26 protein-coding genes and 1 pseudogene are annotated in these 26,112 nt (G+C 56.3%); 4 read left to right on the top strand and 23 right to left on the bottom strand.

The window, feature by feature from the left end:
• Positions 1-54: 54 nt before the first annotated feature.
• From Q1B13_RS14525 to Q1B13_RS14515, 3 genes are all read right to left on the bottom strand, one after another.
• The gene (locus Q1B13_RS14525) at positions 55-1,644 is read right to left on the bottom strand and encodes a proline/glycine betaine ABC transporter permease (RefSeq protein ID WP_299081713.1); all 1,590 of its coding nucleotides are present in this window, start codon (positions 1,642-1,644) and stop codon (positions 55-57) included.
• On the bottom strand, positions 1,637-2,674 hold the full coding sequence (locus Q1B13_RS14520) for a glycine betaine/L-proline ABC transporter ATP-binding protein (RefSeq protein ID WP_298936203.1): 1,038 nt from the start codon (positions 2,672-2,674) through the stop codon (positions 1,637-1,639). The genes Q1B13_RS14525 and Q1B13_RS14520 overlap by 8 nt, the downstream gene beginning before the upstream one ends.
• A gap of 77 nt (positions 2,675-2,751) precedes the next feature.
• On the bottom strand, positions 2,752-3,702 hold the full coding sequence (locus Q1B13_RS14515) for a glycine betaine ABC transporter substrate-binding protein (protein ID WP_298936202.1): 951 nt from the start codon (positions 3,700-3,702) through the stop codon (positions 2,752-2,754).
• A gap of 491 nt (positions 3,703-4,193) precedes the next feature.
• On the opposite strand from Q1B13_RS14515, the gene Q1B13_RS14510 reads away from it, so the two are divergent.
• Positions 4,194-5,366 carry an adenylate/guanylate cyclase domain-containing protein gene (locus tag Q1B13_RS14510; protein WP_299081716.1) on the top strand — a complete coding sequence of 391 codons (1,173 nt, stop codon included), beginning with the start codon at positions 4,194-4,196 and terminating at the stop codon, positions 5,364-5,366.
• A 19-nt stretch (positions 5,367-5,385) separates the two neighbouring features.
• Here the strand turns inward: Q1B13_RS14510 and Q1B13_RS14505 are convergent, their stop codons facing one another.
• The 7 genes from Q1B13_RS14505 to Q1B13_RS14475 form a co-directional block, all read right to left on the bottom strand.
• Positions 5,386-6,180 (bottom strand): aldolase/citrate lyase family protein, encoded by a 795-nt coding sequence (locus Q1B13_RS14505; RefSeq protein WP_299081719.1) that lies wholly within the window; start codon positions 6,178-6,180, stop codon positions 5,386-5,388.
• A gap of 9 nt (positions 6,181-6,189) precedes the next feature.
• Positions 6,190-6,990 (bottom strand): 2-oxo-hept-4-ene-1,7-dioate hydratase, encoded by an 801-nt coding sequence (gene hpaH, locus Q1B13_RS14500; protein ID WP_299081722.1) that lies wholly within the window; start codon positions 6,988-6,990, stop codon positions 6,190-6,192.
• Positions 6,987-7,841 carry a fumarylacetoacetate hydrolase family protein gene (locus Q1B13_RS14495; RefSeq protein WP_299081725.1) on the bottom strand — a complete coding sequence of 285 codons (855 nt, stop codon included), beginning with the start codon at positions 7,839-7,841 and terminating at the stop codon, positions 6,987-6,989. Before Q1B13_RS14495 ends, hpaH begins: the two co-directional genes overlap by 4 nt.
• A 112-nt stretch (positions 7,842-7,953) precedes the next feature.
• A complete protein-coding gene (gene hpaD / locus Q1B13_RS14490; RefSeq protein ID WP_299081728.1) occupies positions 7,954-8,937 on the bottom strand; it encodes a 3,4-dihydroxyphenylacetate 2,3-dioxygenase in 984 nt (327 codons plus the stop codon).
• A gap of 9 nt (positions 8,938-8,946) precedes the next feature.
• Positions 8,947-9,087 (bottom strand): hypothetical protein, encoded by a 141-nt coding sequence (locus Q1B13_RS14485; RefSeq protein ID WP_299799873.1) that lies wholly within the window; start codon positions 9,085-9,087, stop codon positions 8,947-8,949.
• Positions 9,087-10,598, bottom strand: a complete 1,512-nt coding sequence (hpaE, locus tag Q1B13_RS14480) for a 5-carboxymethyl-2-hydroxymuconate semialdehyde dehydrogenase (RefSeq protein WP_299081731.1) — start codon at positions 10,596-10,598, stop codon at positions 9,087-9,089. The genes Q1B13_RS14485 and hpaE overlap by 1 nt, the downstream gene beginning before the upstream one ends.
• A complete protein-coding gene (locus Q1B13_RS14475) occupies positions 10,595-10,984 on the bottom strand; it encodes a 5-carboxymethyl-2-hydroxymuconate isomerase (RefSeq protein ID WP_299081734.1) in 390 nt (129 codons plus the stop codon). The genes hpaE and Q1B13_RS14475 overlap by 4 nt, the downstream gene beginning before the upstream one ends.
• A gap of 108 nt (positions 10,985-11,092) precedes the next feature.
• Here Q1B13_RS14475 and hpaR point away from each other — a divergent pair, with 108 nt between their 5' ends.
• Complete coding sequence (gene hpaR, locus Q1B13_RS14470) at positions 11,093-11,530, top strand: homoprotocatechuate degradation operon regulator HpaR (protein ID WP_299081737.1); 438 nt, start codon at positions 11,093-11,095, stop codon at positions 11,528-11,530.
• Here hpaR and Q1B13_RS14465 read toward each other — a convergent pair.
• From Q1B13_RS14465 to Q1B13_RS14445, 5 genes are all read right to left on the bottom strand, one after another.
• Positions 11,527-12,759: a Tm-1-like ATP-binding domain-containing protein gene (locus tag Q1B13_RS14465; RefSeq protein ID WP_299081742.1), complete on the bottom strand. Its 1,233-nt coding sequence runs from the start codon at positions 12,757-12,759 to the stop codon at positions 11,527-11,529. The genes hpaR and Q1B13_RS14465 overlap by 4 nt on opposite strands.
• Positions 12,760-12,769: 10 nt before the next feature.
• Positions 12,770-14,254 (bottom strand): aldehyde dehydrogenase family protein, encoded by a 1,485-nt coding sequence (locus tag Q1B13_RS14460; protein ID WP_299081745.1) that lies wholly within the window; start codon positions 14,252-14,254, stop codon positions 12,770-12,772.
• A 5-nt stretch (positions 14,255-14,259) separates the two neighbouring features.
• Positions 14,260-15,777 carry a tripartite tricarboxylate transporter permease gene (locus tag Q1B13_RS14455; protein WP_299081748.1) on the bottom strand — a complete coding sequence of 506 codons (1,518 nt, stop codon included), beginning with the start codon at positions 15,775-15,777 and terminating at the stop codon, positions 14,260-14,262.
• 12 nt (positions 15,778-15,789) lie between these two features.
• Positions 15,790-16,329, bottom strand: coding sequence for a tripartite tricarboxylate transporter TctB family protein (locus Q1B13_RS14450; RefSeq protein ID WP_299081751.1), 540 nt, complete (start codon positions 16,327-16,329; stop codon positions 15,790-15,792).
• A 68-nt stretch (positions 16,330-16,397) separates the two neighbouring features.
• On the bottom strand, positions 16,398-17,342 hold the full coding sequence (locus Q1B13_RS14445; RefSeq protein WP_299081754.1) for a tripartite tricarboxylate transporter substrate-binding protein: 945 nt from the start codon (positions 17,340-17,342) through the stop codon (positions 16,398-16,400).
• Between the two features lie 112 nt (positions 17,343-17,454).
• Between Q1B13_RS14445 and Q1B13_RS14440 the strand changes: the two genes are divergently transcribed.
• On the top strand, positions 17,455-18,264 hold the full coding sequence (locus tag Q1B13_RS14440) for an IclR family transcriptional regulator (RefSeq protein ID WP_299081757.1): 810 nt from the start codon (positions 17,455-17,457) through the stop codon (positions 18,262-18,264).
• Complete coding sequence (locus tag Q1B13_RS14435; RefSeq protein ID WP_299081760.1) at positions 18,261-19,607, top strand: aminotransferase class III-fold pyridoxal phosphate-dependent enzyme; 1,347 nt, start codon at positions 18,261-18,263, stop codon at positions 19,605-19,607. Before Q1B13_RS14440 ends, Q1B13_RS14435 begins: the two co-directional genes overlap by 4 nt.
• Before the next feature lie 17 nt (positions 19,608-19,624).
• Here Q1B13_RS14435 and Q1B13_RS14430 read toward each other — a convergent pair whose 3' ends face one another.
• The 8 genes and pseudogenes from Q1B13_RS14430 to Q1B13_RS14395 all read right to left on the bottom strand — a co-directional run bounded on the left by Q1B13_RS14430 (position 19,625) and on the right by Q1B13_RS14395 (position 26,068).
• On the bottom strand, positions 19,625-20,467 hold the full coding sequence (locus tag Q1B13_RS14430; RefSeq protein ID WP_299081763.1) for a fumarylacetoacetate hydrolase family protein: 843 nt from the start codon (positions 20,465-20,467) through the stop codon (positions 19,625-19,627).
• Between the two features lie 18 nt (positions 20,468-20,485).
• Complete coding sequence (locus Q1B13_RS14425; RefSeq protein WP_299081766.1) at positions 20,486-21,241, bottom strand: SDR family oxidoreductase; 756 nt, start codon at positions 21,239-21,241, stop codon at positions 20,486-20,488.
• A gap of 83 nt (positions 21,242-21,324) precedes the next feature.
• Positions 21,325-21,909, bottom strand: a pseudogene (locus Q1B13_RS14420) (aldehyde dehydrogenase family protein); the annotation flags it as partial.
• A 13-nt stretch (positions 21,910-21,922) separates the two neighbouring features.
• Positions 21,923-23,032, bottom strand: a complete 1,110-nt coding sequence (locus tag Q1B13_RS14415) for a fumarylacetoacetate hydrolase family protein (protein WP_299081769.1) — start codon at positions 23,030-23,032, stop codon at positions 21,923-21,925.
• Between the two features lie 4 nt (positions 23,033-23,036).
• Complete coding sequence (locus Q1B13_RS14410) at positions 23,037-23,867, bottom strand: amidohydrolase (protein ID WP_299081772.1); 831 nt, start codon at positions 23,865-23,867, stop codon at positions 23,037-23,039.
• A complete protein-coding gene (locus tag Q1B13_RS14405; RefSeq protein WP_299081775.1) occupies positions 23,864-24,292 on the bottom strand; it encodes an RbsD/FucU family protein in 429 nt (142 codons plus the stop codon). The genes Q1B13_RS14410 and Q1B13_RS14405 overlap by 4 nt, the downstream gene beginning before the upstream one ends.
• On the bottom strand, positions 24,282-25,334 hold the full coding sequence (locus tag Q1B13_RS14400; RefSeq protein ID WP_299081778.1) for an aldo/keto reductase: 1,053 nt from the start codon (positions 25,332-25,334) through the stop codon (positions 24,282-24,284). The genes Q1B13_RS14405 and Q1B13_RS14400 overlap by 11 nt, the downstream gene beginning before the upstream one ends.
• A complete protein-coding gene (locus Q1B13_RS14395; RefSeq protein WP_299081781.1) occupies positions 25,331-26,068 on the bottom strand; it encodes a GntR family transcriptional regulator in 738 nt (245 codons plus the stop codon). The genes Q1B13_RS14400 and Q1B13_RS14395 overlap by 4 nt, the downstream gene beginning before the upstream one ends.
• Between the last annotated feature and the right edge of the window lie 44 nt (positions 26,069-26,112).

The raw sequence follows: 26,112 nt of genomic DNA, 5'->3' as shown, positions 1-26,112 counted from the left end.
GGTCTCAGCAGAAATCAAATGCGCCCCCGGAGAAGTCCGGAGGCGCAGAGCATTTTAGATTTTTTCGTCTTCGCGCCTGAATGCGCCTTGCACGATCCGGTCCATCACCATGGCGAGGAACAGGATTGCAAAGCCACCCAGCAAGCCGGGTCCTTTGGCCGCATATTGCAGCGCTTCAAGGATTTCCTTGCCAAGTCCTCCGCCGCCGATCAGCGAGATGATAACGACCATAGACAGACACATGAGAATGGTCTGATTCACGCCGGTCATGATCGATGGCAAGGCAAGCGGTATTTCAACATCTTTCAGTAACTGCCACTTGGATGCGCCAAAGGCTACGGCCGCCTCTTTAATACTGTCTGGCACCCCGCGCATACCCAACGCGGTCAATCGTATGACCGGTGGCATACCGAAGATGATCGTGGCCAAAATTCCCGGCGGGTTGCCGGTTCCGAAAAACGCGATAATCGGGATCAGATACACAAAGGCCGGAAGCGTCTGCATCAGATCCAATACCGGTTCCGCCGCTCGGTACGCGCGTTTGGATTTCCCAAACCAGATCCCCAGCGGGATCCCGAAGACAACACATAAAAATACCGCGGCTCCGACCAGGGCGACCGTCTCCATTGCGACTTCCCAATATCCCAGCAGTGCGATGTAGGCCAAGGAAGAGGCCGTGAAGATTGCCACGCGTGGACCCGCCGCCCGCCATGCTGTCACGCAGATAACAAGCATGACAACCGGCCATGGTGACCCGATCAAGGCAATGGTCAGCGCATCAAGAACCGATCGAACACCTGCCACGATCCCATCGAAGACATCCCCGCCAGCGGCGGCGGCAGCATCAATCTGGGCTTCCATCCAAGAGGCCAGCGCCGAGAACAACGTACCATTTCCTTCACCCAAGATCAGCTCTGACACTGCCAGTTCGGGAAAGGCATCCAGCATGGCCATGGAAGAATTGACGGTGAATTTGTACACGATCAGCGGGCCAATGGCGGCGACCAAAACAGCACCAAGAACCGTGTTGTGCATCGAGCGGCCGCTTTCAGTACTTTTGGGATCAGTCCGCCAGTTGGCATATTGCTTTTCGTACACCCGATCAGAATAAAAACCCTGAACCAACTTGAAGACCAAGAGCATCAGAAGCCCTGTAACCAGGATTCCAACCGCTTCGGATTGTGCGGACAGTGCTTTCTCCATGCTGGAATCCGCAGCCTTCTGGATGTTTTCTGCCAGTTTGGAAAAACGCTCTATATCCGCTTTCTCCGTGGCTTCAGCGGCGCGCGCCAACAGCTCATCTGCCCGCTCCTGCTGACGCGCCGCCCGTTCTGCAAAATCGGCTCCGGGATTTCCCCAGGCACCACGCCCAATCTGAACCCACGCGATGATTTCAAGGATCAGGAACGTCCAGAACATTCCCCAAATCGCCCGAGATGCAGACCAAAACGGACCCAGGACCGCAGCCCATTTGTTGAAAGTATTGGGAACGGCACTGGTGGCATCATGAATCTTGTGAAACGCCTTGACGTAATAGTCCCCGTTGGGACCTGCGAATTCATGGATAGAACGGTCCAGCGCTTCGCGATCGACTTCAATATCCGAGGCAGCTGTGACCTGGATTTCACTTGTTGTATCAGTCATTTTTGCCCCCTTGGATTCCGCGCAACAGTCGTGGTTTGGTCACAACACCTACGTCCTGGCCTGCATCGGTTATGACCACCGGCATATCCGTATCAACCGCAAGGTCGATAAGCTGGTCCAGATCGGCCCCTTCATCTGCCCTGGGCGCACCATCCAGCGAGCCGGAATAACTGTCCATCGGCGCCATGATCGAATGCGCCTTAACAAGCTTCAGCTTCGATATTCCCTGCACAAATTCGCGAACATAGTCGTCCGCCGGATTCATCACGATATCTTCCGGCGTGCCGATCTGCACAATGACACCGTCCTTCATGATCGCAATCCGGTGTCCAATGCGAATGGCTTCGTCCAGATCGTGCGTGATAAACAGCGTTGTCTTCTTTAGCTGAGCGACCAGAGCCTTGAACTGATCCTGCAGTTGCAATCGGATCAACGGATCAAGCGCCGAGAAGGGCTCATCCATCAATAGAATTTCAGGGTCCGATGCCAGCGCGCGTGCAATCCCCACACGTTGCTGCATCCCACCAGACAATTCCTTGGGCAGCCGATCTTCATAACCCGTCAGATCAACCAATCCCAACGCATGATCAGAAACGGCCCATCTTTTTGATTTCGGGACCTTACGGATTTCAAGCGGATACGCCACATTGTCCCGCACCGAGCGATGCGGCATCAATGCCATGTGTTGAAAAACCATTCCGATCTGCTGGGCACGAATACGTCGAAGCTCTGCCTCTGATATTTTCGAGACATCATGGCCGAGAATTTCGATCTTCCCCGCTGTCGGCTCGATCAGCCGGTTCACATGTCGGACCAGAGTGGACTTGCCAGAGCCCGACAACCCCATGATACAGAAAATCTCGCCCCTTGGCACTTCGAACGTGGCGCCCTGAACGCCGACGACACAGTTGAATCTTTCCAGAACTTCGGGCTTGCCGATGCCTTCGCTTCGAACGGCGGCCATGGCTTCTTCGGTGCGCGCCCCGAATATCTTCCAGACATCGGTGAGCTTCACGACTGTTTCGGTCATACTTGTCCCTTTGATGCACAACAGGCCGCCGGTTACGTCCGGCGGCCTGAATCTGTTTCAGTTCTGATCAGGTATGATCACTCAGACATCCAACCCAGAACGGCATCTTCGTTTGCTCCGACCCATTCCTGCGCGTATGCCAATGGTTCTTTGCCATCAATCACCAGAGCATAGGTCATGGCTGATACTGTATCGGTATCAAGTTTCATGTTTGCCAACATAGTGGCGACTTGCGGGTACTCTTCTTCAAGCGACTTCGCATAGTGCAGATGCAGATACGCCAGATCCCAGGCAACGCCCGCATCGGATTTGGCCAGCCAATCCGGATCATCCGTCGGCTGGATCACATTCCACTTGGCCGCGTCATATGCTGGCTCTTCCAAGACTTGCAGGTCATGCAATTCGAACACGTAGTGTGGCGTGTAGCAAAAGCCGACCCATGCATCCCCAGCCTTGATCGCATTGTCGAGGTTGGCATAAGCAACCGTTTCATCAATCTCGGTGAGTTCGAAAACCTGATCATAGCCGTAGGACTTCGCGCGCACTTTTTCGACATTGGTTGACGCCCATCCAGGCGCGCCAATCCACAATTCACCCTGACCATCCCCATTGCTGTCGAACAGAGCCGCAATATCCGGGTTTGTCAGGTCATCAATCGACGTGATCCCGTTGGCCTCAGCAGTGGCTTTGTCCACACACATACCCTGGAACGCTTCGACACCATTGCCGTTGAACGTCACCGTGCCTTTGTCTTTGACGTAGGTATCGTGCAGGTTTTGCTGATTTGGCATCCAGACCTCAGGGTGCACATGCATCGCCCCTGAATCCATAGCTTCGAAAACAATCGGGTTCGTACCGTTCTGAAGCTCTACTTCCAGGCCAAGATTCTCTTCAATCGCGACCTTAAGGATATGCGCCGTTGCATTTACCGACGGCCAGTTGGGCACACCAATTACAATATCAGCCGCAAATGCCGGCATGGCGATCGCAACAGATGCGCCACCCAATAGCATCGAAATTTTGTTCATTCGAGTTCTCCACGTTGGACTTGTACAGCGCTCACTTTCGGTCGGTCAGAACCGTAGGGCGCTTTGGTTATGTCGAAAACACTTGTGTTCTCTGTTTTGTTTGTTGCTTGCAGCCCGTTTGCCTGCCAAGCACAGAAATTGAAACATGTGGATGCCAAAGCCATCAAGAGTGTCTTGCCCGAATTTACGAATATCCGGCATTCCCGAAACAAATATTCGGTTTGATGAAACTCACTGGACGAAGAAAATTGCAATTTGGTGAACTTTGGCCGTCAATTTTCATTAATATCAATCTGATATGAATTGCCGGGCCCTCCCAATCCAAAATCCTCCACATCGGACTGAAGCGGTGTATCGGCAGGTTTGAAGCAGCAACGAGACATCAGTATGCGCCTTTTGGGATACCCAAACCCGTTGAGGCAGCACGTGCCCTGCTGCACGCCGCGTATATCGGACTTTGCTCTTCACCGCCTGGCGGCTAACCTGCCGCAATGGATCAAATTGCTCAGCTGGCCGATTGGATGATGAACGAGGGCCGCCGGTCGGGCGATCCAGTAAAAATCGTATCTCACTTCTGCGCGTCACTTATTGATGCCGGGGTTCCACTTTGGCGTGTCAATATTGGTCAGCGGTTTGCGAACCCCCTGCTGATTGCCTGGGGCGTTGTCTGGACACCTGACGGCACGGAAAGCTACGACGTGACGCATGAGCGTATGCTCACAGATGGCTATGTCGGCAGCGCATTCGAGTATGTTCTGGAACACAGGCACCCTTTGCACAAAAGTCTGCGCGGGCTGGATTCGGAAACCGACCATGTCTCATACTTGGAGTTCGCAGATCAGGGCGGCACGGATTACTATGCAACCCTTCTGTTTTACGGAGACGGTTCGCTGCATGGCTGCACATTCGTCACACAATCCAAAGATGGGTTCTCGGATCAGCACCTCAAGATGATCGAGGGCGCGTTGCCGGCGCTTTCGTCGGCGATGGAGCCCATCACAATGCGCAAATCGTCCGAAAGCCTTCTTCGCACATATCTTGGGAATGGACCCTCCGAAGCCGTGTGCAACGGGACGATCAAACGCGGAGAACGCACATCTCTGGAAGCGGTTGTGATGTTCTCTGACCTGCGCGGGTTCACGGCGCTCACCGATCTGGCAGATGAAGATGACGTATTTGATGCGTTGAATGGGTATTTCGATAGGGTGGTGCAGTCCGTTGAGTCCCATGGAGGAGATGTCCTCAAGTTCATGGGTGACGGAGTTTTGTCCATTTTCACCATCGCCACGCCAGATGATCGTACCCAACAATGCCTCCAAGCGGCGCGCGCTGCGCAAAGCGCGCTCAACGGTCTTTCTGCACTGAACAAGCATCGCGACCAGCAGAACAAACCACCATTGGATATCGGTATTGGCATCAACGTAGGTCAGGTCAGCTATGGCAATATTGGCAGCCCGGGCAGGCTTGATTTCACAGTCCTAGGTGGCGCCGTCAACGTCGCAAGCCGAATAGAAGGTTTAACCAAATCGCTGGGGCACCGAGTATTGGCGACAATTGCAGTCGCTGAAGCTGCACCAGATCTTTTTTCCGAATGCGGGCTTCACAGCATACGCGGCGTCGCCCGCCCGGTCCAATTGTTTGGACTGATCGAGAGAGGTCTCTGACCGTGCAAACCACTTTCCTTTACACTGGTTGGTGAGGCAGGCGGAAGCGACTGCGGGCGACCGCCGCCGCGTTTCGCATACTTCGGGCAAACAGGCTGACATCGATTTCAGTGGCGATGAAACTCGCACCGACGGCGCGGCATTCAAGTTGGAGTTCTGTGTCCAGGGTCAGGATTCCAGCCGCCTTGCCCGACGCAACGATCTTTTCCAGTGCCCGCAGAACAGCATTCTTCACTTCGGGCACGCCGGGCCGACCTATGAAACCCATATCGGCGGCAAGATCGGACGGGCCGATAAATACTCCATCCAGCCCGTCGGTCGCTAGAATATCGTCCAGCGCGGCCAGACCTCTTCGGTTTTCGACCTGCGCCAAGAGACAGATTTCATCCCGCGCAGTCTGAAGGTAATCTGGAATCGCCGCGAAGTCTGAGGCGCGGGCCAGAGCAGAGCCCACACCGCGAACCCCGTGCGGCGGGTAAGTCACTGCGTCTACAAGGGCTTGCGCCTGTTCGGCGCTTTCCACCATGGGGACAAGAAGGCTTTGCGCGCCCGCATCCAGCAATTGCTTGATGATCCATGGCTCTCCGATAGGAGGCCGAACGACGGAGTGAGTGTCCCGTGCACAAATGACCTGCAGCTGCGCCACAATTGACCGGAGGTCATTTGGAGCGTGTTCTCCGTCGATCAGAACCCAGTCGAACCCGGCGCCCGCGCTGATTTCCGCGATGTAGGGATCGGCGAGGCCAAGCCAGCATCCCAGCTGAAGCTCTCCTTCGGCGATTGCGTGTTTGAATGAATTGCGCGGCGCAGACATGGGAAACCTTCAGGCAAACGAGACGGCAACGTCGCCGAAGGGACCGAAATCGGCAAAGATTTTGCTACCAGCAGGGCACTCAATGGGCCGAATGAAACTGCCCGACAGGATGATATGTCCGGCCTCGATCCTTTGACCATACTGCGCCATGCGCCGGGCGAGCCACACAACGCTCTGCACCGGATCATTCAGCACCCCCGCGCCCAGGCCGGTTTCCTCGACCTCGCCATTGCGAGAGGTGACGGCCCCGACCCAGCGCAGATCGAAAGCGTCAACCGCATGCCGCTGGGTGCCCAAAACAACACCTGCATTGGCCGCGTTGTCACTGATCGTGTCACACACATTGCGGGTTTTCCCGGTGACGGCATCGACGCGCAGGATCCGGGTATCCAGTATCTCAATCGAAGGGGCGACATACTCGACCGCTGCCAGCACGTCTTGGCGGGTCAGGTCCGCACCCCCTATGGCGGATTTCATGACAAATGCTATCTCGGCCTCGACCCGCGGCTGGATGAACCGGTCTTTGGGCACTATCGCGGTGTTCCCGAACACCATATTGTCGAACAGAATCCCACTGTCAGGGATATCGATGTTCAACGCAGATTGCATCGCTTTCGATGTCAGCCCTATTTTCCATCCAACAACCTTGCGGCCCTGCGCAATCTTGGCGCGGTAGATGGCGTTTTGCACTTCGTAGGCATCATCCAAACCCATCTCGGGATGCCGCAGAGAAAGTAGCCCAATCTGCTTACCGGTCTCTTCGGCGCGCAAAAGATCAGCGGCGGCGGTCGCGTGGTCTGCGGGCGTCATACCACTTCGTCCTCGATGGTGTTGCGCAGGGTCCCAATGCCGTTCACCTCGACCTCGACCACGTCGCCGGGTTTTAGATACTGCGGAGGGTCCAGCCGCGCACCGGACCCAGTCGGAGTGCCGGTGACAATGATATCGCCCGGCTCAAGCGTCATGAATGTCGAAATGTACTCAATCTCGCGCCGGATTGGGTGCATCATGCGGGACAAGACATCATCTTGCCGGACTTCTCCATTCACCCGCGTGACGATGCGGGCGTCGTCCAACTGAGCAGCGTCGGTGAAAGGGACAAGCCATGGGCCGATCGAGCCGGACTTGTCCCAGTTCTTACCTTGGGTGACGTTGAATTTCGCATGCCGCACCCAGTCGCGGATGGTGCCTTCGTTGCACAGCGTCAGGGCTGCAATATGGTCATAGGCGTCATCTTGTTTGATGCGCCGCCCGCTCTTGCCAATGATGATCGCCACTTCGCCCTCATAATCAAGATGGTGGCTTTCGGGCGGGCGTATCATGGGGCGATCATGACCGGTGAACCCGCTGGCAAAACGCGGGAACAACGACATGAACTTGGGCTGTTCGCTGCCGTCCTTGTATTCGGCGTTTCGATCCGGGAAGTTCACGCCAACGCAGAGGATACGTCGCGCATTGGGCAGAACCATCTCGTATCGAAAATCGGTATGGGTAACCCTTTTCCCGGCAACTGCGTCGGCAAGCGCACCGAGCCCGCCTGCTTGCACAACGTCAAACAAGCTCGGCCACTGCGGGAAGGCGTCATTCAAGGCGATCATGCCATTGTCGGTGACAGCGCCATACAGAGTCTCACCGTGGGAGGTGTAGGTTGCAAATCGCATTGTCATACCCCCGCGACGACGTTGAAACCGTAGTTGCATTTGGGTTCAAGGAAACCGTCAAGCATTTGACGCGATCCCGAACGCTGGACAGCCGAGTTTACGGCACAAAAGCTCATGGTGCGATAATCGGGCTGGCGTTCAGCGCGGAATCTTTGGTTTCCACACCAACAAATGTCGTCCCGTGCTTGAACCAGCTTTCAGGTGCTGCGGCGCCCCAAAGCGTCTGGCGCTGCGGGTCTTTCAGATCCCACTTAATGGGCTCCAGGTCCGGGTCGACCGTTTGATAATCCGAACAATAGATTTCGATCCGGTGGCCATCGGGATCCAGAACATAAAGGAAGAACGCGTTGGAAATGCCGTGACGGCCAGGGCCGCGTTCGATGTTGTCCACATAGCCGGTGGTCGACATTAGATCGAGCAGGTCGATGATGTTAAGCGGCGTCGGCACCCAAAACGCTACGTGGTGCATCCGTGGACCGTTGCCGTTTGTGAAGGCCATGTCGTGCACACCGCCCTTGCGGTGCAGCCAAGCTGCCCAAAGCTTCTTGCTCTCTTCGTCCTCGGTGTATTCGGTGACGCGAAATCCAAAGTCCGAGTAAAACTCCACCGATGCATCAACATCATGGCTAAAGCAGTTGAAATGGTCGATACGCAGCGGTTTGACACCGCGATAGAGCGCGTATTTCTGGTGGATCGGCTCCAACCGATCCATCTGGTGGTAGAACTCCAGCGGAATACCCATGTTGTCCGAGGTCAAAAGCGTGCGCCCCTGATATGCGCGCTGGACCCATTCCGTCGGGCGGTCCTTGCTATCGAAATAGGCCTTTGCCCGGTCTAGATCGTCTTCGTCAAAAGTCTTGAAGCCCATAACCTCGACGGTGCCGGGTTGATCGGATTGCTGCAGGATCACGCAATGATGCCCGCGTTCCTCCATCGCGCGTAGGTAGATGCAACGGTCATCTTCATCCGTGACCTGAAGACCAAGGATCTCGGTATAGAACTTCTTTGACGCCGTAAGGTCTTTGACGTTCAGGCACACATGGCTCAGGCGGATCGTATTGAAATCAGGATATAGATTTGGGGCAGGAACGGGCATCGGTGCCTCCTATCGAATGGGGAAGATGGTGTTGGGCTGGCCAGTGCCGACTGACGGGAATTGATCAGACAAGATCGCGCCAGTCTTTTGCGGCTTGGACGGGTAGGCAATCTCAAATGGCTCATCAACAAATGTCTGTTGGTTGCCCATCACAGCGCCCCCAGTTTGGTGATCTTGTGGTGCCCCGTGGCAAAGCCGATGTGTTTCTGCTCCATGTAAAACTCAAAGGACCAATCGCCCCCGTCACGACCAATACCGCTGGCTTTGACGCCACCAAAGGGTGTCGGCAGGTGTCGGACATTTTCCGAGTTCACCCAGATCATCCCGGCCTCTAATTTGTCCGTGAAGCGCAGCGCGCGGGTCAGGTCATTGGTCCAAACATAGCCGGTCAGACCGTAAGGAATGTCATTGGCAATCTGCAGCGCCTCTTCCTCGGTCGAGAACGGGATCGACGTAAGAACTGGCCCAAAGATCTCTTCTTGCGCGATCCGCATCTGATTGTTGGCGTCGGTAAACAGTGTCGGGCGGACAAAGTACCCTTCTTCCCCGACAGTCACGCCCCCGGCGGCAACGGTCGCGCCATCTTCGCGAGCAATGTAGAAATAGTTGGTAACCTTTTCAAAGTGCTCTCGGTTGACCAGCGGGCCGATCTCGGTTTTTGGGTCCAGAGGGTGACCTACTTTTATGTTGTTCACACGTTCGATCAGCTTGGTTTCGAACTCTGCGCGGATCGTGTCCTGCACCAAAAGACGCGATGACGACGTGCACCGCTCGCCGTTAATCGAATAGATCATAAAGATCACCGCATCGAGCGCGCGATCCAAATCGGCATCCTCGAACACGATGACAGGGTTTTTGCCGCCCAGTTCCAAGTGGTTGCGTTTGAGTGTATCTGCACCCTGCTTGGTGATCAGTGATCCTGTGCGGCTTTCACCCACAAAGGCGATGGCCTTGATCAGGGGGTGTTCGCAAAGCGCCTTACCGGCGCCTTCGCCAAATCCGTTTACGGTGTTGAGCACCCCAGGGGGCAGCCCCGCGTCTTCGGCGATTTCCACCAGTAGGCGCGCAGTCAATGGCGAAGCTTCTGCGGGTTTATGGACTACTGTGCATCCGGCCGCGAGCGCTGGTGCGATTTTCCATGTGGACAGCATGAAAGGTGTGTTCCACGGGGTAATGACCCCCACGGGGCCTATTGGAACCCGGGTCGTGATGTTCATCAAAGTCGGTGATTTCAGGTGTTGCCCGTCTCGCGCTTGCACGACCTGATCGGCGAAATACCGAAAGTTCTCCGCCCCACGCAATGCGGCTTTGGACATGAACTTCAGCGTCTGTCCTGTGTCCCAGCACTCGCACAACGCGATTTCCTCGGCCCGCGCTTCGATGCCTTCGGCAATTCGGATCAGAATTTCCTTACGTTCACGCGCCGCCATATCACGCCACGCTGCAAAGGCTGCGTTGGCAGCCTTGGCCGCTGCGTCGATGTCGTCGCCAGTCCCATGGGCTACATCACAGATCACGCTTTTGTCTACGGGCGAGATGGTTTGGAACACCCCTGCTTCACCCGCGACATCCGCACCGGCGATCCGATTTTGGATGCCGGTCTCTTGGAATCGCTCAAGATAGCCATTCAACTTGGTAACGTTTTGTTCTAGCTCGCTCATGCGGTGTTCTCCAGATGATCTCGGACGTTGCCGAATTTAGGGGAGAGATCGGCGTCGATGTCCCGGATTTCGGCAGACAAAGCGATGGAATGGGTCCGCATTGCAGGGGCTACAAAATCCTTGAGCGTTGCGAAAATACGGGTAACGGCATCCTTCTTCACGTCATCGGAACGGCCAGCGCGCAGACGGATGGACAGGTCGATGAACCCATGCTTTGGATCCCCGTCAGCCATTGCTACATGGTCAACACGAGTTGCGCGAACGCGAATGCCAGGTGTTGGAAAGGTCTCGATTTCAGCCGCAGCGCTACGGATAACCTCGCACAATGCGCCCATGTCCACGACCTGTTCAAGGTTTGCAGAATAGTCGATGTGGAAGTGCGGCATATCATTTCCTTAACATGTTAATTATTGTTAAGTTAAATAATATGGTGCTTGGTTGTCAAGACTAAGTTTACGGTGCATTTGACATTCCAGACAACTCCCGAGGTTTCTATGACATCCACACTCCCGCCGACCAAACGATCCCTTCCGATCGCACTGATCCGCGCGCGCGAAGGTGTGATGGCCCCGATCCGAGAGATGCTGGCCGAAACGAGGATCACGGAACAACAATGGCGTGCCCTACGGGTTCTTAGCGAATACGGCCGGTTGGACGCGAAAACGCTCGCCGACCGGTCCAGCCTGCTGTTTCCCAGCCTGACACGGATCGCAGCAACTCTGCGTGACAAAGGCCTTATCACACAAACCCGAGACGATGCGGACCGCCGCCGGCAATTCATCGAAATCACGCCCGAAGGTCAGAAGATAATCGACGACCGGGCGACCCAAGCCGCACAAATTGTGGACGGGTTCAAATCTGCTTTGGGGGCTGAAAACTATGAAACTCTGTTGGATTTGCTGACCCTTCTTGACCCCGGTCCTGCAGACTAATCGGCGATGATGCCCTCATCACGCCAGGCATCAAAAATCTCCAACGCCTTTCCGGCGAATTCCGGATCGTTGATGTGGCAATCGAGCCTGTGGGAAAAGACATTCGAAGGCAGGGTCGCCTGAAGCTCATCCAGGAACTGCGCCAACCCCTCTTTGTCATGGAGGTCTGCGCCCTCACGGTCCCATTCGCCGAGGCCGCGCTCGGGCAAAATCATTGCGACGGGTGCCTTTGCTGCTACCAATTGCCTTGAATGGGCGCGCGCCACCGCTTTCCGTTCATCCACATTCAACACAATCGAGGTCAGCAGCCGATTGTGTTCGTGCTTTAAATGATCGGCCCATTTCTGCGGCAAGGGTTGCCAGCCCACAACATCCACCAGATCATAGCAGCCGGGTGCCACGATCTGCGGCGTTCCGCTGGCCCCCGCATTGGTCAGCCGATCTGCGCCAGCTGAAATGTTGGACCCGTTCACGTGATTGCCCAGCTCTTGCGTGCAGAAATCGAACACACAGGCGAACGCCCCTTGCCGTGCGAGGCTTTCAAAGGCCCGCCCACCCATACCGGTGGCATGAAACACTGCGACCTCATACCCACGCGCTTCCAACGCTGGTTTCAACGGGATCACATATTTCAGCGCCGAAGTGCCCAGCGACATCATCCCGATCAGGGGCTTGTCTGGGTCCGGCTTCTCAACAGCACGCGCAGCGCCCAAAACCGCACCAGCGGCCTGCGACAGGGACGCTTTGCAAACCGAATTCAACCCATAGAGGCCACCCGCCCACAGGATCATCTGGATGTCCGCCGCCAGACGGTCTGCCGGAATTAACGGGGAAAACGACACGGTCGATACGATGTATTTAGGGACACCCAAGGGCAGCGCCGAACAAACGTCCAGTGCAAGATCGGTGCCCATCGTACCGCCCAGCACAATCACGCCATCGAATACGCCCTCGGAGTAAAGCCGCGATGTCAGAAGGCTGGCCCCTTCCGCCATGATTTGCATCGCGTGATTTTCGTCACCGCTGTCAATGGCGGCCTGGATCGAACTGCCACCTTCCTCGGCCACATCGTGTTTGGAATGGTCCGTAGGCTGTGATGGGTCACCCAGAACGGAAACGTCCATAGTGACAACCGTGCCGCCCTGTTCACGGATCACATCTGCAAGGAAGCCCAGCTCATCGTCTTTCGTATCGTAGGTTCCTACAATCAGAATGGTTTTGTCGGTCATACGAGGCCCCTTACAACTTGATCCAAGCCGTCTTCAGATTGATGTATTTCTCTATGGCATGCAGTGATTTGTCGTGCCCATTGCCGGATTGACCCACGCCACCCAGCGGGACAGTTCCGTCCGCGCCGCCATAGGTGTTCACATGCATGACGCCGGTGCGGACATCGCGGACCATGCGGTGGGCCCGGCCAAGGTTCGATGTCCAGACACCACCCGCCAGGCCGTAGACAGTTGAATTGGCGATCGCGACCGCCTCATCGTCATCTTCGAATGGCGTCACACCCAGAACCGGGCCGAATACTTCTTTCTGCGCGAGGGACGCGTCTGGCCGGACACCGGTAACGACGGTGGGCGCCATGTAATAGCCATTGGTTTCGGCCAAGACTCGTTGACCCCCGGTGACAATCTGACCGCCTTCGGCCACCGCCGTGTCGACAAATCCAAGATTGGCGTTCAGCTGCGTTTCCGAGTTGACCGCACCAATATGAGTCTCCAGTTGCAAGGGATCGCCGACGCGCATGGCCTCCGCTGCTTTTGCGACTTCAGCGACAAAGTCATCATGGATTGACGCCTCAACCAATAGGCGCGACGCAGCAACGCACACCTGACCCGAATTACGAAAAATACCGGCTGCTGCGACCTTCGCTGCTTCTGCAAGATCGGGTGCGTCTGCGAAAACGATATTGGGGGACTTACCGCCCAGCTCCAAGTAGACGCGTTTTATGTTCGAGCGCGCCGAATACTCCATCAACCGCCGCCCCGTCCCACCCGAACCAGTGAACACCAGCACGTCGACATCCATCGACAAGCCCATAGCCTCGCCCACGATCTTTCCTTCACCGGTCACCGCGTTCAGCACTCCTGGCGGCAACCCCGCTTCGAGCGCCAGATCACACATGCGCATTAACGAGAGAGAGGCCGTTTCGGCAGGTTTCAGAACCACCGAATTGCCCATCGCCAGAGCGGGGCCCAGCTTCCAGGCTCCGATCATCATCGGGAAATTCCATGGGATAATTGCGCCAACGACCCCCACGGGTTCTTTGTGGATCAAGCCCAGAATATCACCAGCCGTCGGTGCAATTTCACCATAGATCTTATCCAGCGCCTCGGCGTAGTAGCGGATTGTCCCAGCAGCCGATCCCGGCTCAGCCTTGAACGCCATACCAATCTCGGTTCCGTTGTCGCGCACCCCAAGTACGGCCAGTTCCAGCGCATGTGCTTCGATCAGGTCGGCCCACTTCATCAGAACCTTCTTGCGGGCTGCAGGTGGCTGCCCTGCCCAACGGCGATCCTCAAAGGCTGCGCGTGCTGATGTTATCGCGGCTTCCATATCCGCCACTGTCCCTCGGGCCATAGTTGTCAGCACTTGCCCATTTATCGGCGACACAACGTCCATCGTCGCGCCGTCAGATGCAGGCAAATGCCGTCCGTCGATCAAATGCGAAAAACTTGGGACTAGCTCAGCGCGAAGCGTGTCGATCTTATTCTGGTCCATCAGGACTACCTCAATTGGCTGTCATGCATGTCGTGATCTTCCTCGGGCTGGTACGCGCGCCATTCCTTGATCAACGTGCGAACATGCAGCGCCAGCACCAGTAAGATCATAACAAAGAGGATGAAGGAGATCGGACGGTCGATCATGTCAAACGGCGTCTTGAGGCGGGGCAGCGCGGACCGCAGCTTGACCTCCATGATACCACCAAGAACCATTCCAAGGATGATCGGCACAATCGGCAGGTTCAGACGTTTGAGGATCAGGCCCAGCACCCCAAAACCTGCCGCAATCATACAATCGGTCAGTGAATTTCGCAGCGAATAGACCCCCACGAAAGACAAGAGCAGGATCAGCACACCCAGGAACCGTGTCGGGATCCGGATGATCTTGGTCAGCAGGTTCGTCGAAAACAGAAGAAAAACCATCACAATGACGTTCAGCGCGATCAGCGCGAAATAGAGCCCATAGACCAGATCAATATTGTTCTGGAACAGCTGCGGGCCGGGGATGACGTTGTGCACATAAAACACTGACAGCATCATCGCAGTCAGCGCTTCTCCCGGGATGCCCAGGGCCAGTAGTGGTATCATCGCAGCGGCGGGCACCGCATTGTTGGCCGCTTCGGACGCAATCAGCCCCTCGGGCGAGCCTTTACCAAAGTCATCTGGCGTTTTGGAGGTTTTCTGCGCGTAGGTGTAACTCATGAACTGGGCGGTGAACTCTCCGGTGCCGGGTATCATCCCAAGAATGACACCAAAGCCCGAAGCGACGGTCGCGACCCGTTTGTGTTTCATCAGCTCTTTGATGCCTGCGGTCATCTTGCCGCTCACCGGCTTGGCGTCCGGGCTGTTATCCGGCGCCGTCAACAAAAAGAACGCCTGGCTGAGGGCGAAAAGGCCAAGTACGACAACGATCAAGTTGACGCCCGAGCTGAGGAACGAAAACCCAAACGTGTATCTTTGGGTGTAGGTCACGGCGTCAAGACCAACGGTTTGCAGAAAGATGCCGAACATCGCCAGCATTCCGGCCGCAAATATCTGCCCGCGATGGGCCAGGATCACGAGGATAATGCCCAGTAAAGCCGCCAAAAAAATCTCTCGTGAGCCAAACATAGGCGCGATAATAGCCAACACAGGCGAGAGGAGGATCAGGCACCCGATCCCGAAAATCCCTCCCCAGAAAGAAGCGCTATAGGCCAGTGAAACAGCGCGATGCGCTTCGCCTCTTTTGGTCATGGGATAGCCGTCGTACGAGGTCAACGCATTCACTGCGGTGCCGGGCGTGTTGATCAATACAGCAGGGATTGCCCCCCCATACATTGACGATCCGTAAATTCCCAAAAGCATCGTCAGGCCGACAATCGGGTCCAGCGAGAATGTAGCAGGCAGCAGGATGGCAATCGCTACTGCCGGGCCCACGCCCGGTATCGCGCCAATGATCACGCCGCCGATTGAGCCCACGAACAAGGCCAGCATCACGTCCCAACGGGCGAGCATTTCCAGTCCTGCAAGTAGGTTTTCCATCATTTGGTCCGATCAGAAATAGGTCAGCATGAACTGGCGCAATCCGTCCGGCAACGCCTCGTAGATGAGGCCGCCGGGCAGGTTCACTTTCAGCAGCGTCTTGAACAACAGAACAATCACGACGGCTGCGGCGGCCGCAGCGATCAAGGTCGAGGCACGCCGATAGCCAACGCGCCGGGTCAGCGCGATCGCAAACACGACGGTTGTCAGTAAATACCCTCCATAAGGAACGACGGCCGCGTAGGCGATGAACCAACCCGCATATTCAAGCGAGGTGATCCACAGCCAAACCTCTCTCCACCGGCCAGGGATACGTTCGGACAAAGCCGACCCTAAAAGATGGAAGGCTGCAAAAAACACCATGCAGGCCAATGAGACTGCAGGCCAGAACCGTGGTTGGGCGAACAGTTTACCACCATTCTTCCAGACGGTTTGATCGGCCAGTTGCAAAAGCAGAAAGACGGAAACGATCAGAGCGATCCACGCAAAAACGATATCACCGGGTCGGCGGTAGCGTTTGAAGAGGGATTGCAGTGTTTTGACATGCGACATGACCGACCCCAATGTGATCGTAAAACAATATGGCCGGACGGTTTAGCTGCCCGGCCACTTCGTCTGGTTTATTCAGAGAGCATCGTGTCAATGTTACCCAGTGTTTGGATGTCCTTGTTGATCTGATCAACGACATCTGCAGCAGGCTGCCAATAAACTGCGGCACCGGTTTCAGCTGCCAAGGCTTGTGCACGATCCGACATCACAGTCTCTTTTGCCACCGCAATGATCTTATCCTGAACATCCTGAGGGGTGTCTTTGTGCACGAACAGACCGTTCCAGAGAGAGACATCAAGACCCGGTGCCAATTCCGCTACGGTCGGCGTGTCGGGTGTCAGAGAAATCCGATCAGACCCGATCGAGGCCAGAACTTTCACGTCACTCAGGCAGGGTAGGATCAGCTGCAAAGTGGTGTTGATCACGTCCACATCACCCGACGCCAAAGTGTTGCAGTCCAAAGCATCAAATGCTGCATCAGAGGCGTAGGAAAAACCCATCTCCTTGGCCAGCCCCATAGTCACCTGCGTCGGAACAAGCGGCGCTCCGAAATGTCCGAGAACCACATCGTTTTCCTGCGCATGTGCCGCTAGACCCGCCATATCGTCATAGGGGGCGTTGCCACCGGCGGCGATAACAAACGGATAGGTCAGGAAGTTGCCAAGTGGCACGAAGGGATCAGGGTTCAGTTCCGGAATTCCGATCTGGGGACCAACAGTCGGGATCGCGATAATGAAGGATCCAACCGTATAGCCATCAGCCGGTGCATTCGCGACTTCAATGGCACCAGGGAACGGACCACCGCCACCACCGGGCTTGTTCACGACCGCTGTCGGAACTCCGTAAGCTTCCGAGAAATCCTCGGCGATCATGCGCGTCAAGACGTCTTCAAGATCACCCGGAGGCCACGGCACGACAAACTCAACAGGTTTTTCCGGATACTCCGCCTGCGCCACGCCTGCGACAGCCGTCAAAGCCAGCGCCATGGCGGTGATTGATGTGGTGAATTTAGGCATTTTTCTTCTCCCCGCTGTCGGTTCATATATTAAACCGTTGTTTCGAAAAAAAGGTTGCCATGTTAATAAATACCTGTCAAACTTTTTTTAAGATGACAGGAATTGACTGCTAATGTCCTCAGCAACCAAAACACTCGAGCTTCTGAACCATTTTACAACTGACCGACCCGAGATCGGGTTGTCGCAGCTGTGCAGGCTTGCAGGGCGGGATAAAGCGACGACCTACCGGCATCTTCAGGCCCTTGAAATGGCTGGATTTGTTGAGCAAAACCCACTTTCAAAACAATACCGCCTCGGTCCGGTCGTGTTGCATTTAGCGCATGTGCGCGAGGCTACAGTGCCTCGCAAAGCCAGCGCTCGGGCCGCTCTTGTGGCCCTTTCTGATGCAACGGGTGAGACAGCCCATGTGACGGTTCTGTCCGGCAAAACGCTCTATGCGCTGGACGACTGCGAATCCCCTCGCCACGGTATTCGCGCGGTCGTCGACATCAACGTTTTCCCGCTTCATGCGACGGCATCCGGCATTTGCGCTTTGGCGTTTGGACCAGATGAGCTTTTTGATTTTGCGGTCACTAAGTTGGAAAAATTCACCGATACCACACCGAGCACTGCGGACGAGCTATCCGAGTTGATCAGCTCTGCGCGCGAGACGGGTCTTGGCCGCGGGAACCAAAGTTTCGAAGTCGAAATCCTTGGATTGGCCGCCCCCGTCTTTGATCACACCGGGTTGCTGGCCGGAGCTGTTTCCGTCGCCAGCGTAGCGTCTCGGTTCACGTCCGAGTTGGAACAGGTCACTAAATCTGAACTTATCGTCGCCGCACGCGAGATCAGCCGCAATTGGGGCGGTACGCTGCCCAGCCATATCGAGGCCGCTTGGGCCAACTCCTTGAAACAACCGCACTCAATGGAAACCACGTCATGAAAGATTCAAATTTCCTGAAAGAGAACAACGGTCGCCTGATGTGGCATCCCATGACATCTCCGAAGGACAGCATCGACAACCCGCCAAAGATCATCACTGGTTCGGATGGCGTTAACATCACCGACATTGATGGCCACCGGGTTGTGGATGGCGTTGGTGGATTGTGGAACGTCAATCTGGGGTATTCATGTCGGCCCGTGAAGGATGCGATCACAGCGCAGCTTGACCGGTTGCCATACTATTCGACCTTTCGCGGCACCTCCAACGACGTCGCAATCGAGCTGTCCTATGAGTTGGGCGAGTTTTTCAAACCCGATGGTCTCAGCCGGGCGTTTTTCACGTCAGGCGGGTCAGATTCCGTTGAAACTTCCCTGCGTCTGGCGCGCCAATACCACAAATTGCGTGGCGAACCGGGGCGGGTAAAATTCCTGAGCCTCAAAAAAGGCTATCACGGCACCCATGTTGGCGGGGCATCGGTGAACGGCAACGCCAATTTCCGTAATGCCTATGAGCCGCTTTTGCCGGGCTGCTACCACATCCCGGCCCCCTATACCTACCGCAATCCGTTTAACGAGACAGACCCTGAGCGACTGGCCCAGCTTTGCGCCGCTGCCCTGGAGGACGAGATCGCCTTTCAAGGCGCCAACACCATCGCCGCAATGATTATGGAGCCGATTCTGGGCGCAGGCGGGGTCATTCCTCCACACAAGTCCTTCGCCCCGATGGTTCGCGAGATTTGCAACAGGAATGGTATCCTGCTGATCACTGATGAGGTGATCACGGCCTATGGTCGCACCGGCGCGTGGTCCGGCGCTCGGCTCTGGGGTATTCAACCTGACATGATGTGCACGGCCAAGGCCATCACCAACGGGTATTTCCCGTTCGGAGCGGTGATGCTGGGCGATAAGTTAATCGAGCTATTCGAAGACAATCCCGATGCCAAAATCGGTCATGGCTACACTTATTCGGGGCACCCTGTGGGCGCGGCCGCAGCGCTCGCCTGTCTGGCCGAAACCAAACGACTGAACGTGATCGAAAACGCGGCTGACCGAGGCACACAACTCTATCAGGGGTGCCTGAAGCTTATGGAAAAACATGATATTATCGGCGATGTGCGCGGCGGATACGGGTTGATGACCGCTATGGAAATGGTATCAGACCGGGGCTCCAAAAAACCCGTCGATGCAGCTACCGCGTCGACGGTGCAAGAGACCGCCTACCAAAACGGCGCGATGGTCCGCGTGTCGGGACCTAACCTAATTCTCTCCCCGCCGCTCGTGCTGACGGAAACTGACGCCAGTGCCATTCTGAATGCGCTCGATGCTGGCTTTAGGGCTGCCTGACGGCGAACCGGAAACTCTCAGCCTGCCACAACACCCTGTCGCTGGACTCCAAGCCCTGCGATGCCCAGCTCGACCTTGTCGCCGGGTTTCAAATAGGTCTGCGGGTTTTGACCCATGCCAACACCGGGCGGCGTCCCGGTCGAGATTACGTCGCCCGGCTGCAAGGACATGAACTGGGACAAATGCGAAATCACATTAGCCACCCCGAAATGCATCGTCCGCGTAGAACCATCCTGATAACGGTGGCCGTTCACCTCAAGATACATTGGCAAGTCTTGCGGGTCCGTGACCTCATCCCGTGTGACCAGCCATGGCCCGATCGGGCCGAACGTGTCCGCCGACTTGCCCTTGACCCACTGGCCCGAGCGATGCAGCTGAAAGTCACGTTCAGACAGGTCATTAATCACGCAATACCCCGCGACATGATCCATGGCATCAGCCTCGGAGACATATTTTGCCTCTGTCCCGATGACAACGCCCAGCTCAACCTCCCAATCGGTTTTGACCGATCCGCGCGGGATTTCAATTGTGTCATCGGGACCCATGATCGACGAGGTCGCTTTGAAGAAGATCACCGGCTCGGCCGGCAGATCCATACCCGCCTCAGCGGCGTGATCGGCGTAATTCAAACCGATGCAGACGAACTTGCCCACGTGGCCAACGCAGGCGCCGATGCGGGGCTGTCCATCGACCTTAGGCAAGCCGTTGGGATCAAGCTCGCGCAGCGTCTGCAGCCCTTCGTCCCTTAGAACATCACCCGAAAGGTCATCGATCACGCCCGACAGATCCCGAATTGCACCGTCATCGTCCAACAGGCCGGGCTTTTCCGCACCTGGTGCGCCATAGCGTAGAAGTTTCATATCGTGATCCTTTTCAACTCAGATCGTCCAGCCGCCATCGATGGCAAAGGGCTGTCCGGATGTATATTTGCTTGCATCGCTTCCAAGATACAGCGCAAGTTCCGCAATTTCGTCTGCGGTTCCAATGCGTCCCATGGGTTGCCGGGCAATGAAATCAGTCATGGCTTGTTCATAGTCGCCCGTCGCCCGCAAACGGTCATGCAGACTGGGGCTATCGACCGTTCCGGGGCAGATCGCGCTGCACCTGATGCCTTGGGTGACGAAATCAGCAGCAACTGATTTGGTTAGGCCAATAACAGCCGCTTTGGACGCGCAGTAAGCGAACCGATTTGGCACACCTTTCAAGGACGATGCCACCGAAGACATGTTGATGATCGACCCACCGCCCTGTTCAAGCATCCCTGGCAGGGTTAGCCGGATCAGCCGGTACATGGCTTTGACGTTCAGATCAAAACTGAAATCCCAGTCCTTTTCCTCACAGTCCAGAATTGACCCTCCGGCAACGTAGCCCGCGCAATTGAACAGGATATCCAGATTGGGCAGGCTTTCGACAGAAGTCCCTACGGCCGCTGCATCGGTGACATCCAATTTCAGCGCGGTGACACCGTCGATTGCGTCCAGTTCGGCCAGAGACGCATCGTTGATATCGCTGGCGATCACCCGCGCACCTTCAGCGGCAAAAAGCGCGGCGGTTGCCCGACCAATGCCTTGCCCAGCCGCCGTGATCAAAGCGGTCTTGCCGGACAAGCGATTTGAGGGGGTAAACTGTGTCATACCTGTTCTGTCCTTCACACTTTCTCCAAAAACAATCGATCGGGATATCCCGATAACAGTCAGGCCGCAGAAAGCGGCGGATCGACAGCCTGCGCAACAATCTCGCCCGTGCCGGGATGGACCGGGTGACCTTTGACCACAACCGGGCAGCCTACGGCCAGCGCCGAGGCGGTATCCGTGCCCGCAGTTGAGAAAGCCAACGGGAAATTTGATGCGCCAAACACCGCGATCGGACCCAGCGGGCGTTGGATCATGCACAGATCAGGGCGCGGCAAGGGCGCTCGATCCAGCAACGCCTGGTCGTGGCGCACGCCCAGATAGTCACCCTGTTCGATGTGATCGGCAAGAAAGCGCAACTGGCCTACGGTGCGACCAAGCTCGCCCTGCAGACGCGCCTCGGGCAAGCCGGTTTCCTGCGTACCGATCTCGGTGATCGCGTCGCCCCGGGCGTCAATCTCATCGGCTATTAACCGGAGCAAACCCGCTCGTTCCGCCCGCGCGGACCATCCGAACGTCGCAAAAGCGTCTTCGGCTGCGGCAACTGCTGTGTCTACTAGTGCCGGTGTGCCAACGGCAAAATCATAGCTGGGGCCGTGGGCAGGTTCCGACGCAAAGGTCGCGTCTGAACCGATCCAATCGCCAGAAATCAGGTGTTTCCCGGTCAACATTAGAAGATCTCTCTCAAATCAAGCCACGATGGGCCAGGTTTCGCATCAGATGGGACGCCCCAAACCGCCATTCGGGGCATTCCGTGGACAGGCGCACGGTATTGGTCAGCGCGCCCAATTGATCATTAGCAATCGTGACGACATCACCCAGCTTATGGGTGAACCCGCCGCCGGGCGTATCCCTGTCTTGTGTCGGTGCAAAGAGCGTACCCAGAAACAGCATCAACCCGTCGGGATACTGATGATGACGGCCGATTGTTTGCTGCACCAAATCTGTTGGGTCGCGACTGATCTGGGACATTGATGATCGCCCATTCAGGGCAAACCCATCCTGTCCAGTGACAGTCAAAGTCAGTTCAGCTTTGCGCACGTCGTCCAATGTGAAGCTGTTGTCGAACAGGCGGATCATTGGCCCGATCGCACACGAGGCGTTGTTATCCTTGGCCTTACTCAACAACAGAGCTGATCGCCCTTCGACATCGCGCAGGTTCACATCGTTGCCCAAGGTTGCGCCTTTGACCACGCCCTGCGAACTGACCGCCAGAACCACTTCGGGCTCGGGGTTGTTCCAGGTTGAGATCGGGTGCAGACCAACTTCGGCGCCATAACCCACAGAAGACAGCACCTGTGCTTTAGAAAACACTTCGGCATCCGGGCCGATGCCAACTTCCAGATATTGGCTCCACAGCCCCTCCTCGATCAACGCCTGCTTCACATCGGTGGCCGCGTCCGAACCGGGGATAATGTCATTCAAGCTGTCGCCAACCTGCTTACCAATGCGTTCGCGAATGGCCGCTGCCTTGGCAGGATCACCTGCGGCCTGTTCTTCAATCACGCGCTCGACCATCGAACCGGCGAAGGTGACCCCGCAGGCTTTGACCGGTTGCAAATCACATGGCGCCAGCCAGTGATGCCCTGCCTCAACTGGACCTAGGGCTTCACCCGGCGCGCTGCTGACGTAGTCCGCCGCATCATCGCGCTCGAGAACGTCGCGCGTCGTCGGCGCGGTTTTTGAGGTGATGTCCAGCACCTGACCACCGCGCAATGTCACAACACATGGACCAACGCCCGAGCGTTCAATACGCCCGAGCCACAGCCCGGCAGGATCGAGGTTCAAAGTCATCCGTTCAATTCCTGAGATGGTAGGCCCGCGCAGCATTCCCCCCAAGGATGGCATCGCGCTCGGCTGTTGTTAACGCGCTTAACAGCGTGTCGGTGGTATCCAGCCATCGTTCATACGTGCTGGCCAGGGTGCAAACCGGCCAGTCACTGCCCCAGATCAAGCGGGATGGGCCGAACGTGTCCAGAAGATGCTGCACATAGGGGTGTAGATCGCCGGTCTGCCAGTCAGGCTTGGCCTCGGTCACCAGACCCGACAGCTTACAATAGGCGTTGGTTTGATGCGCCAATGCTGCCATGCCACCCGCCCAGTCATGGATCAGACCATCGCGGATTGCCGGTTTCGCGCCATGATCGATTACGACCCGCATATTTGGATGCCGTTCCAATAGCTGACGCAGCGGGGCAAGATGCTCCGGCAGGATCAGCGCGTCAAAAGTCAGATCAAGCCTTTGCACCGCCTCAAAGACCGGGGTCAATGCCGAGCACAACATCCAGTTCGGATCAGCAGTGTTCTGAATCATTGGGCGCAAACCGACGAAAGCAGGGTGTTCGGCCAAAACGGCGATCTGAGCGTCGGCATCCGAAGCTTCGAAATCAACCCATCCGACAACGCCTTTAACAAACGGAGTCTCATCCGCAAGCGATAGCATATATTTGGTTTCGGCCACGGTCGGGGCGGCCTGAACCAGAACCGTTCCGTCGATACCCGCGCGCTGCAGCTGTGGCTGTAAGTCATCTGGCAGAAAATCGCGATAAATCGGGGCCAGATCCGGCGTCAGCCAGCCATAGTCGCCCCGTGCAACCGACCAGAAGTGCTGATGAGCGTCCAGCCTCAACTGATAACACCTTTTTTCAGGATGATATTGCCATACAGCCTGCGTTCTCCGGTCTGAACAATCACATAGGCCGAGGCTGCGCGTTCATAAAAGGCAAAACGTTCCAGCCCCTGCACAGGCGCCGGGTTGTCGGCCACCTCATCTATGATGTTTTGAAGATCCGCCACCGCATCGGGCACGATATCCGGTTCACCCACAACCTGCATCGTCAACGCCGGGTTAGGCACAAAACTGTCCAGTGGCATCACCGATAACACAGCGCGCAACACCTCACTGGCGGTGGACCCGTCAGCCCGAATGCATTCGGGCCCAACGCTGGTTCCTGGAAAATTAGCATCTGCTATTACGATGTCATCCCCATGTCCCATGGCGCGCAACGCATGCAACAGATCGGGCGACAAGATCGGGTCGATGTTACGCAGCATTGGCAGCCTCCTCAGGCAAGGGCGCGTCAGGGCGGATCAACCCCTCGCCGCGCAAATCGGACCAAAGCGCCGCCGGAATTGCCCGTTCCATCAGCGCGACGTTGGATTGCACTTCGTTTGCGCTGACAGCACCCGGAACCACGGTTTTGACGCAGGGATGACCCAGAACAAATTGCAGTGCTGCCGCGATCAAGGGAGTGTCATGTGCGGCACAGACGGCTTCGATCTTACTGACCCGGCCAAGGATTTCGGCAGGCGCATCGGCATAATTGTACTTTGCACCGGGAACAGCGCCCGTGGCCAGAATTCCTGAGTTATAGGGCCCGCCAAGAATAATGCCGACGTCACGCTTTTCGCACAAAGGCAGAAAGCTGTTCAACGCCTCCTGTTCCAAAAGCGTATAACGCCCCGCCAGCAGGAACCCGTCAAAATCGCCCAGCCCTAGCAGCTTTTCACAAACCTGCCACTCATTGACGCCTGCGCCGATGGCCGCGATCTCACCCGCATCGCGCAGCTCGGTCAGCGCGCGATAACCACCACCATCGAACAGCTCACGCACTTTGGCATCGGACATTTCCTGACTGCCCTGACTGAAGGTGCAGACATCATGGACCAGCAAAATATCAGCATTTGCCACACCAATCCGTTCCCGGCTCGCCTCGTAAGAGCGCATGACGCCGTCATACGTGTAATCGAACACGATCCGTTTCTGGAGAACGTCGACAAACGCCTCCGGAGTGACCTCATGCGGGGCGCAATCCAGTAGCAGGCGTCCGATCTTAGTTGAGAGCTGGATGTTGTCGCGTCCAAAGCGTTTGACAGCCTCACCGACCCTGAGTTCCGACCGACCCAAACCGTATTGCGGGGCGGTGTCAAAGAAACGGATACCGGCATCAAAGGCGGCTTGAAGAGCGGCCTGCGCGTCCTTGTCCGACACTTTGCGATAAAGGTTTCCCAGCGGTGCACCACCAAACCCCATCCGGGTCAGAGGAACCGGTCTGGATGTGCGGCTGTTCAAAAGCTCAGTTTGTGAAACGGTCATCCTGCCTCTCGGGTGTGCTGGGAACTGAGATTAAACAGTTCTGGTTTTTCCTGCTGAAGCACTTCGATCCGTGGCATCAACTGCCCGAGATGAAGGCGCATCGCCTCTTGCGCATTTGGTACATTCTGCGCGTTGATTGCATCCAAGATCACGCGATGCTCGGAAATGGTTTCGGCAATACGTCCCGGCGTTGGCAAAAGCAGCATCCGCGCCCTGTTCACCTGTAGCGAGACGGTCTGCGCCACATCTGGCAGTTTCGAGATACCGGTAAACTCCATCAACAAAGCGTGGAATTCTTCGTCCGCCTGATAGAAGCCGGGAACATCCTCATCTTCGATCAACAGTTCCTGCAATCGCATATTGCGGCTGAGTTTTTTGCGCTGCTCATCCGTCAGGTCACGCGCGACCTTGGCGACAGCAGCCAATTCCAACGCCTCGCGCAGAAAAGCGCCTTCGCGGATTTCGATCATCGAGAAATAGGAAACGCGCGTACCAGATTGCGGCACCACATCAACAAGTCCTTCGGCGGCAAGCCGGGCAATCGCCTCGGACACAGGCGCGCGCGAAACACCAAGGCGGTCGCAGATAGGCGCCTTTCTGAGGATCGCGCCCGGGGGGAAATCCAAATTTAGTATGGCCTGTTTGATTGCAAGATAGACGCGCTGCGCCAGCGACCCCTCAATCGTTGAGATGTCTTGCAAAAGGGTGGCGTCAATATCCTGGGGTTTGGTCATGGGTTCCGATCTAGCATACTAACATGTTAGTTGACAAGTAAGTG

Source organism: uncultured Ruegeria sp. (assembly GCF_947489545.1).
GTDB lineage: Bacteria > Pseudomonadota > Alphaproteobacteria > Rhodobacterales > Rhodobacteraceae > Ruegeria.
Note: the sequence above shows the minus strand (reverse complement) of the source record. Positions and strands in the feature narration are given on the sequence as shown.

Coding starts and splice junctions, on each gene's coding strand:
- Q1B13_RS14525 (WP_299081713.1), bottom strand. CDS start 1,644: ATGACTGATACAACAAGTGAAATCCAGGTCACAGCTGCCTCGGATATT.
- Q1B13_RS14520 (WP_298936203.1), bottom strand. CDS start 2,674: ATGACCGAAACAGTCGTGAAGCTCACCGATGTCTGGAAGATATTCGGG.
- Q1B13_RS14515 (WP_298936202.1), bottom strand. CDS start 3,702: ATGAACAAAATTTCGATGCTATTGGGTGGCGCATCTGTTGCGATCGCC.
- Q1B13_RS14510 (WP_299081716.1), top strand. CDS start 4,194: ATGGATCAAATTGCTCAGCTGGCCGATTGGATGATGAACGAGGGCCGC.
- Q1B13_RS14505 (WP_299081719.1), bottom strand. CDS start 6,180: ATGTCTGCGCCGCGCAATTCATTCAAACACGCAATCGCCGAAGGAGAG.
- hpaH (WP_299081722.1), bottom strand. CDS start 6,990: ATGACGCCCGCAGACCACGCGACCGCCGCCGCTGATCTTTTGCGCGCC.
- Q1B13_RS14495 (WP_299081725.1), bottom strand. CDS start 7,841: ATGCGATTTGCAACCTACACCTCCCACGGTGAGACTCTGTATGGCGCT.
- hpaD (WP_299081728.1), bottom strand. CDS start 8,937: ATGCCCGTTCCTGCCCCAAATCTATATCCTGATTTCAATACGATCCGC.
- Q1B13_RS14485 (WP_299799873.1), bottom strand. CDS start 9,087: ATGGGCAACCAACAGACATTTGTTGATGAGCCATTTGAGATTGCCTAC.
- hpaE (WP_299081731.1), bottom strand. CDS start 10,598: ATGAGCGAGCTAGAACAAAACGTTACCAAGTTGAATGGCTATCTTGAG.
- Q1B13_RS14475 (WP_299081734.1), bottom strand. CDS start 10,984: ATGCCGCACTTCCACATCGACTATTCTGCAAACCTTGAACAGGTCGTG.
- hpaR (WP_299081737.1), top strand. CDS start 11,093: ATGACATCCACACTCCCGCCGACCAAACGATCCCTTCCGATCGCACTG.
- Q1B13_RS14465 (WP_299081742.1), bottom strand. CDS start 12,759: ATGACCGACAAAACCATTCTGATTGTAGGAACCTACGATACGAAAGAC.
- Q1B13_RS14460 (WP_299081745.1), bottom strand. CDS start 14,254: ATGGACCAGAATAAGATCGACACGCTTCGCGCTGAGCTAGTCCCAAGT.
- Q1B13_RS14455 (WP_299081748.1), bottom strand. CDS start 15,777: ATGGAAAACCTACTTGCAGGACTGGAAATGCTCGCCCGTTGGGACGTG.
- Q1B13_RS14450 (WP_299081751.1), bottom strand. CDS start 16,329: ATGTCGCATGTCAAAACACTGCAATCCCTCTTCAAACGCTACCGCCGA.
- Q1B13_RS14445 (WP_299081754.1), bottom strand. CDS start 17,342: ATGCCTAAATTCACCACATCAATCACCGCCATGGCGCTGGCTTTGACG.
- Q1B13_RS14440 (WP_299081757.1), top strand. CDS start 17,455: ATGTCCTCAGCAACCAAAACACTCGAGCTTCTGAACCATTTTACAACT.
- Q1B13_RS14435 (WP_299081760.1), top strand. CDS start 18,261: ATGAAAGATTCAAATTTCCTGAAAGAGAACAACGGTCGCCTGATGTGG.
- Q1B13_RS14430 (WP_299081763.1), bottom strand. CDS start 20,467: ATGAAACTTCTACGCTATGGCGCACCAGGTGCGGAAAAGCCCGGCCTG.
- Q1B13_RS14425 (WP_299081766.1), bottom strand. CDS start 21,241: ATGACACAGTTTACCCCCTCAAATCGCTTGTCCGGCAAGACCGCTTTG.
- Q1B13_RS14415 (WP_299081769.1), bottom strand. CDS start 23,032: ATGACTTTGAACCTCGATCCTGCCGGGCTGTGGCTCGGGCGTATTGAA.
- Q1B13_RS14405 (WP_299081775.1), bottom strand. CDS start 24,292: ATGCTGCGTAACATCGACCCGATCTTGTCGCCCGATCTGTTGCATGCG.
- Q1B13_RS14400 (WP_299081778.1), bottom strand. CDS start 25,334: ATGACCGTTTCACAAACTGAGCTTTTGAACAGCCGCACATCCAGACCG.
- Q1B13_RS14395 (WP_299081781.1), bottom strand. CDS start 26,068: ATGACCAAACCCCAGGATATTGACGCCACCCTTTTGCAAGACATCTCA.